The following is a 6,980-nucleotide window of genomic DNA, read 5'->3' as shown; positions in this document are numbered from 1 at the left end:
CCCGCTCTCCCGACCTGAGCGCCCCCGCTCTCGCGCCGGTCCCGGCCGGGCGGGCGCCCGCCCGGCCGGACACCGCGCCCTGGCACGTGGTGCGCTTCGAGGAGGGCGCGCATGAACCGAGCGCCGAGGAGACGTGGTGGCTGGAGCAGATGGCGGACCACTTCGCGGCGACGGTGGCCCGTTACACCACCACCGGTGAACTGGCCAGTGTACGGGTCACGTTCATCGGCCGCGGCAACGGCAGTGTCCCGTCCCCCGGTCAGGCGCGGGTCACCGCCACCGACCGGGCGGAGGCGGCCCGGCGGGTCTGGGAGCAGCGAGTCTCGCGGCCGCCGAACTCCGGCGCGCGGACGGCTCTCGACTACCGGTCCGGCGTGGCCCAAGGCGAGCGCCTCGAGGGTGAGGGCTCGCGGAAGGCGAACCGCACGGTGACGGTGCGTGTGGAATTCATCCCCCGCCCCGCTCCCGAGCCGCGCCCGGCGGCGGACGATCAGCGCCCGCCCTGCACCGACACCCACCGCGCCGACCCGAACCCTCGGCCCGCACCAAAAGCGGAGCCCCGGCCCGTCCCGGCCACCCTCTCGGTCGCCGACCGGGTCAGCGCCATCCTCATGGGCCTCCATCCGCCTGGGGTCGAGGACGCGTCCGTGCCGGAACCGGATCACACGGCTCGGCCGTGACGGCGTCCGGCAGGGGTGGCACCGCGCGCGCAGCGGGGGGGGCGGGGCGGCTGATCGGGATCGTGTCGGAGGTACTGATCCCCGTCACCGGCAGGCCACGTCCGCTCGACGACCTGACGCCGTGCCGCGGGAGCCGGTCCTGTGCCGCTCCCGCGGGACCCGTCGCCTCCAGAGGCGACTGCGTGATCTGCCGTCCCGTGTCGGCATCTACTTCCTGCTGGCGATGTGTCTCGTTCCCGAAGTCGGATACCGGCTCGTCTGGGACAAGCTGACGGCCGGGCTGACGGACGTGCCGGTCGCTTCGCCGGCCCCGAAGGCCCTGCGGGACCTGCGCCGCAGGCTGGGAACCACACCGGTGCGGGCGTTGTTCGACGTACTGGCCGGGCCGCTGGCGCGACCGACGACCCCAGGAGTGGGCTTCGGCCCGTACCGGACGGTGTCGTTCGACGGCTGTAGTTCACAGAAGGTGCCTGACACGGAACGCAACCGGACATGGCTCGGCCGGACCTCCCACCACGGCTGTCCGACGCCGGAGTTGACGACGCTCGTCGAGACCGGGACACGGGCCCTGCTCGGCGCGGTCTTCGGTCCCACCGACGAGGGCGCGACCAGCTATGCCTCCCGCCTCATGCACCTGCTGCGGCCGGACATGCTGGTGCTGTGGTACAAGAGCTTCGACGGCAACGCCTTCCTCGCCGCGGTGAGCGCCACCCGCGCCCAGTTCCTCGGCCGGCTCCGCAGCAACCGGCGCATCCCGGTCCTCACGCGTCTGAACAAGTTTAGTGCTTGTTCCTGAACCTCGGATCGGCTGGTCTCGATAGCCTGATATTCGGTAGGCCCGGAGGAGTTGCCCAGCGGCAACTTGAGATCGATCAAGCTCGGGGCCGCCCGGTGTCGTGTGCACGCTCCGCGCCTCGCGCGGTCGACATGATTCGGGGGAAGGCATGTTTCCAGTGACACGCACGCGCGGCAGTTCGCGGTGAGAGGCGCGTACGGCAAGACGCTCCGTGCGGACCGCCGGCCGGGCGGCGTTCCGCCGGCAACGCTCGTCGGGTGCGGTGCCGCGGCGGTGGCCGCCGGGCTGTGCGGGTGCTGGGGGTACGCGCGGACCGGTGCGGACGGCACCGACCTGATACGCGATCTCTGTACGGGCTGGGCCTTCGCCGGGTCGGGGCTGGTGGCGTGGGCCCGGCGCCCGGCCAATCGCACCGGTCCGGTGATGCTCGCCGAGGGGATGGCCTGGTTCCTGGGCAACCTCCAGGGGTTTCCCGTGCCGTTGCTGTTCGGCCTCGGCGCGTGGGGGGAGGCGCTCAACCTGGCCGTTCTCGCGCATCTGCTGCTGGTGTTCCCGGACGGGCGGGCCGGCGGCGTCCGCGACCGCCGGCTCATCGCCGCCGGGTACCTGCTGGTGGGCGTGGGCGGGCTGGTCCGCGTGGTGCTGTACGACCCGGTGAGGGACAGTTCGGCGAGCTACCTCACCTGCTCCGGCTGCGGACCGAACGCGTTTCTCGTCCTGCACCACCCGGCCCTCTTCGACGCGGTGGACCTGGCCTACCGGTGGGCCGGGGTGGCCCTCACGGTCCTGGTGGCGGCGCGGATGGTGCACAGGTGGCGCTCGGCGAGTCCGGCCCGGCGCCGGGTGCTGCTGCCGTCCTGGGTCGCCGTCGGGCTGACCCTCGCCTTCGTGGGCTGGGAGATGCTGTATCTGGTGATGCCCGAGGCCCTGGCCGACGCGAACGCCGCGCTGACCGTGCCCTCCGACCTCAGCGAGATGGCCGTACCGGTCGTCTTTCTGGTGAGCCTGCTGCGCATGCGGCTGCGGCGGGCGTACGTCGGCGAGCTGCTGGTGACCGCCGGTCATACGCCCACGGCGCACCGCCTGCAGGACGTGCTGCGCCGCACCCTGGGCGACCCGACGCTGGTACTGGGCCTGCGCACCGGCGAGGGTTACGCCGATCCGGACGGACGGCCACTGCCGGTGCCCGCCGAGGCCGGCCGGGAGGTGACGCACACGGACACCGGGCCGGACACCGATGCCGTCCTGGTGCACGACGACGCTCTCACCGAGGATCCCGCGCTGCTCGCCGCGGCCTGCGCCGTCGTCCGGCTGTGGCGGCACAACGCGCGGTTGCGCGCCCGGGCGGAGGAGCAGGCCCACACGGCCCGAACGGTACCCGGCCGGCTGCTCCAGGCCGCCTACGAGGAGCGCCGACGGCTGGAGCGGGATCTGCACGACGGCGCCCAGACCCGGCTGCTGTACACGCTGATGACGCTGCGCGGCCTCGGTGCGAAGCTGCCCGGCGGCACGGACCCGGGCCTGCGGAGCGCCGTCGCCGAGGTCGAGGGGAGTCTGCGTCAGGCGCTGGAGGAACTGCGGGACCTGGCGCGGGGCATCCACCCGGCGGTCCTGGGCCGGGCGGGGATCGCCCCGGCGCTGACGGCGTTAGCCGAACAGTCCCCGGTGCCCGTCACCGTCGACGCGGAGCCCGGCCGTTGTCCCCCGCTGATCGAGACCACCGCCTACTTCGTGGCCTGCGAGGCGCTCGCCAACGCCGTCAAGCATGCCGCCGCCCGCCACATCGAGGTCCGCGCCCGGCGCCACGGCGCCCGTCTGGTGGTCGAGGTGACGGACGACGGGGTCGGCGGTGCGGACGATCCGTCGTTGGACAGGGTCCCCTCGCGGGGCACGGGACTGAGCGGGCTCCGGGACCGGGTGTCCGCGGTGGGCGGCGACCTGCGGGTCGACAGCCCTCGGGGGCGGGGCACGCGGATCCGTGTGGAGCTGCCGTGCGCGTGATCGTGGCCGAGGACTCCGTGCTGCTGCGCCGGGGGCTGGTACGTCTGCTCGCCGACTGCGGTATCGAGGTGGTCGGCGAGACCGGCTCGGCGGAGGGGCTGCTCGCACTGGTCGAGGCCGAGCGGCCGGACGCGGTGCTGCTCGACATCCGTATGCCGCCGACCCACACCGACGAGGGGGTGCGGGCGGCGGAGGCGATCCTGACCCGCCGCCCAGGCACCGGCGTGCTGCTGCTGTCCCAGTACCTCGAGACGAGCGCGGCCGTACAGGTGCTCGCCCGCAGCCCCCGGGGGTTCGGGTATCTGCTGAAGGAGCGGATCGCCGACCCGGAGGAGTTGTGTGCCGCCCTGAGACGGGTGGCGGCCGGAGAGTCGGCGGTCGATCCGGAGATAGTCTCCCGGCTGCTGCGGCGGCGTGGCACCCAGGGGGCGCTGGACGCACTGACCGCGCGCGAACGGCAGGTACTGGGCCAGATGGCGGAGGGCTGGTCGAACGAGGAGATCGGCAGGCGGCTGCGGGTCAGCGCGAAGACGCTGGAGACCCATATCCGGAGCGTGTTCACGAAGCTTGGGCTCGAACCGGACGTCAGCGCGAACCGCCGGGTGCTCGCCGTGCTGACGTATCTGCGCGCATGACCGGCTTCCCGCCCCCAGGGCTCATACGGCCCTCACGGGCTCATCCGCAGGAGTGGTCCAGCAGCCCGGCCCAGGTGCGGGGACCGACCAGGCCGTCGATCTCATCGCCCCGGAAGCCGCAGGCCCGTTGGAAGACCTTCACCGAATGGGCGGTGCCCCGGCCGAAGACGCCGTCGACCCGGGTGGCGATGCCGTTGTCGTCGAGCTTGCGCTGCAGGAACCGTACGCAGGTCCCCTGGTCGCCCTGGGAGAGGAATGGCCGGGTCTTCGCACACCGGTTGGCAGAGGCCACCGCCGCGGAGGACGGTGCACCGGCTGAGGACGCGGACGCGGCACCGGCGGTCACCGGAGCACCGGTCAGTACGGCGGCGGACAGCAGCGCCGCGAGAAGTGTGCGGGATGCGTTCACGATCGATCTCCTTGTGTTCTGGTCGCGGTTGCGGTCGGCCGTGCCCGGTCGCCGACCGTGTGCCGGCGACCGGGCCGGGGCCTCAGGACACGAACAGCCTGGTCGGCTTCGGGTAGCCGGAGCGGTAGCCCTTCAGCTCGCGGATGTCGGACGGCTTGAGCTTGATGCAGCCGTTGGACTTGTAGTCGCCGTTGCCGTCCCAGCGGTAGGGGCTGTCGCCCCCGGTGCGCGGGCCCTGTGTGCCGTTGGGGCGCATCTCGCTGTGGATGAACAGGTCCGTGCGCCATGTGCCGCTGTGGCACTTATGGTTGCTCAGCAGCCAGGAGACGCCGTTCACGCCGTGCGACCCGCCGTTGTGGTGGTCGTAGAAGGCCTTGATGGCGTACTCGCCGTTGGGCAGCCAGCCCCGGTTGCGGGCGCAGGTGTCCTTGCTGCCGTTGCCCGACCCGGCGCGCCAGCTGTTCACCGTGTGGCTGTGCGGGTGGTCGGGGTTGTTCATGTTCACATAGACCAGGCTCAGCCGGGAGTTCGACGGGTTCCTGGAGTTCTTCTTGAACGTCAGGTACGTGTAGCTCCTGCCCGCGGCCGCGACGCCGGCACTGTGCGTGCCGGTGGCGGCGGTCGCCTTCGGTGCGGTGGCCGACGAGGAGTCGGCCGCCACGGCGGTGATGGCCGTGCCCGACAGGACCAGCCCGGCGGCCGCCATCGTGACGGCGTACCGGACGCGCTTGACGTTGTGCATCTGCTGTCTCCTTAAAGTGAGAGGCCGTGGCCGAGATGAAGTGGTGGTGATGGGGCGCGCTGGATGGGTGAGAGCCGCGCGGTGGGTGAGGGGCAGGCGGGGCCTGCTATCCGGCGGTGCGTGTCACCGCGGAACGTCGCGGTCCGCCGGGTCCGGTACACCGTGGCACGGTGCGAACCGCGGGGCGGAACGGCGCGATGTGCGGCAATCCGTGACGGCACCCGTGTGGAACGGCCCGTGATGGCGGGTCACCGAGCGGAACCGCCGATGTGGCGGCGCCGGTCGCACGTGCGTCGATCCGCTCTGGCATGGCCGTACCTCCGGTCTGTCGCTGGAACGTTGGGGGCCGTCATGGCCGGGCATGTGACCGCTGCGCGTGAGGAGCGACCGCCCGTGCCCGGCCATGCGCACCGGTCTGCTCCCGCACCACCCGTGCACCGATCCGGTGCCACGGCCGCAGCGGAAGCACGGCTCCCGGCGGCCGCCCCCGTGCCCGGCTGCCGGTGATGCCCAACGTACGGGCCGCGACCACTGCGCACATCGGGGCCACCCCTGAGTCGAACCGGTCCGCGGTGCGTCACGTGAGCGGGCTCGGACGGCGACCGGTGACGACGATCGGTGCGCGTCACGCCGGCGGCGGCGTGTCCGGGGACGGCATGGCGCGCAGCACTGCCCTCGGGTCTGGTGCAGCTTTGGGTGACAGGGCCACCACTGTGCTGCGTGCCTTCGGCGACCTGGACAAGCGGCTCAAGCCACTGGCGGACTAACGGGAGTTCACTTACTGGGTCACCGAGCCGTACCGCAATCCGATGCCAGGCCCCATACCAGTGACTTAAGACGGTGGGCCGGTAGGGTGCGTGGCGGCGAGGTGCCGGGATGCCACGGCCGGGTCAGGTGAAGCCGGAGACGGACGAGCGGTTGTCGGATCGCATCGCGGTCGGGCTGCTGACACGGTCGTTCCCGCCGGAGCTGGTGGATCGGGTGGTTGCCGAGTGCGGGAGGTCAGGGCAGCGGAACCGGCTGTTGCCGCCACGCGTGGTGGTCTACTTCGTACTGGCGATGTGTTTGTTCTCCGGTCAGGGCTACGAAGAGGTCGCCCGGCTGCTGACGCACGGGCTGACCTGGGCGAAACGCTGGTCGGGTTCGTGGCACGTGCCGACCACGGCGGCGATCTCCAGAGCGCGTGTGAAGCTCGGTCCGGAACCGCTGAAGGCCCTCTTCACTCAGGTGGCCCGGCCGTTGGCGACGAAGGCGACTCAGGGTGCCTTCTATGACCGGTGGCGTCCTGGCCTTGGTCTCCTCCGGCATCTTCCCCGTCACAGCCTCCTGGCCTGCGGCTTCACCCGCGTCCCACACCTCGCCGACCCGCCGGCGGGCGACCAGCCATTCGTCCCACTCCGACTGCGCCGCTTCCAGCTCGGCCTGCAACTCCTCCACCCGCTTCCGGGCCGCACGTTCCCGCTCCTCCAGCCGCCCCAGCACCGACGCCATCACACACCTCCACGGACGCCACTTCCACGGACGCACCGGACCTACCTTGCACACTCCGAAACCATGCCTGACCAGCACAGACTCAGCCACCACACTCGGTTTCGAGAAACCCTCTGAAGCAGCCATCGGTACGGGAGTGTCTAATCAACGGCGGATCTGTTGATCATGGAGACGCCAAGTGAGTGAGATGACGATCGAGCACGAGTCCGTGGCTGAGCCGGTCGGT

General features: G+C 71.7%; 6 protein-coding genes and 1 pseudogene. 5 read left to right on the top strand and 2 right to left on the bottom strand.

All coding sequences use genetic code 11. From position 1 onward, the window contains the following. The 4 genes and pseudogenes from ABZX30_RS37460 to ABZX30_RS37445 all read left to right on the top strand — a co-directional run. Nucleotides 1-680 (top strand): annotated as a pseudogene (locus ABZX30_RS37460) (hypothetical protein); the annotation flags it as partial. A gap of 121 nt (nt 681-801) precedes the next feature. Next, nucleotides 802-1,476: a transposase domain-containing protein gene (locus ABZX30_RS37455; RefSeq protein ID WP_355942732.1), complete on the top strand. Its 675-nt coding sequence runs from the start codon at nt 802-804 to the stop codon at nt 1,474-1,476. A gap of 273 nt (nt 1,477-1,749) precedes the next feature. Then, complete coding sequence (locus ABZX30_RS37450; RefSeq protein ID WP_355942729.1) at nt 1,750-3,477, top strand: sensor histidine kinase; 1,728 nt, start codon at nt 1,750-1,752, stop codon at nt 3,475-3,477. Further along, nucleotides 3,468-4,112, top strand: a complete 645-nt coding sequence (locus ABZX30_RS37445; RefSeq protein ID WP_355942726.1) for a response regulator transcription factor — start codon at nt 3,468-3,470, stop codon at nt 4,110-4,112. Before ABZX30_RS37450 ends, ABZX30_RS37445 begins: the two co-directional genes overlap by 10 nt. A 40-nt stretch (nt 4,113-4,152) precedes the next feature. On the opposite strand, the gene ABZX30_RS37440 is transcribed toward ABZX30_RS37445, so the two are convergent. Both ABZX30_RS37440 and ABZX30_RS37435 read right to left on the bottom strand, forming a co-directional pair. Further along, nucleotides 4,153-4,521, bottom strand: coding sequence for a peptidoglycan-binding protein (locus ABZX30_RS37440; RefSeq protein ID WP_355942723.1), 369 nt, complete (start codon nt 4,519-4,521; stop codon nt 4,153-4,155). 82 nt (nt 4,522-4,603) lie between these two features. Beyond that, nucleotides 4,604-5,263 (bottom strand): hypothetical protein, encoded by a 660-nt coding sequence (locus ABZX30_RS37435; RefSeq protein ID WP_355942720.1) that lies wholly within the window; start codon nt 5,261-5,263, stop codon nt 4,604-4,606. 876 nt (nt 5,264-6,139) lie between these two features. On the opposite strand from ABZX30_RS37435, the gene ABZX30_RS37430 reads away from it, so the two are divergent. Further along, complete coding sequence (locus ABZX30_RS37430; protein ID WP_355942717.1) at nt 6,140-6,871, top strand: transposase domain-containing protein; 732 nt, start codon at nt 6,140-6,142, stop codon at nt 6,869-6,871. Nucleotides 6,872-6,980 lie beyond the last annotated feature (109 nt).

The sequence above is a fragment of the Streptomyces sp. NPDC004542 genome (assembly GCF_040610035.1).
In the GTDB taxonomy this organism is placed as follows: Bacteria; Actinomycetota; Actinomycetes; order Streptomycetales; family Streptomycetaceae; genus Streptomyces.
This window is presented reverse-complemented; position numbering and strand designations above follow the sequence as displayed.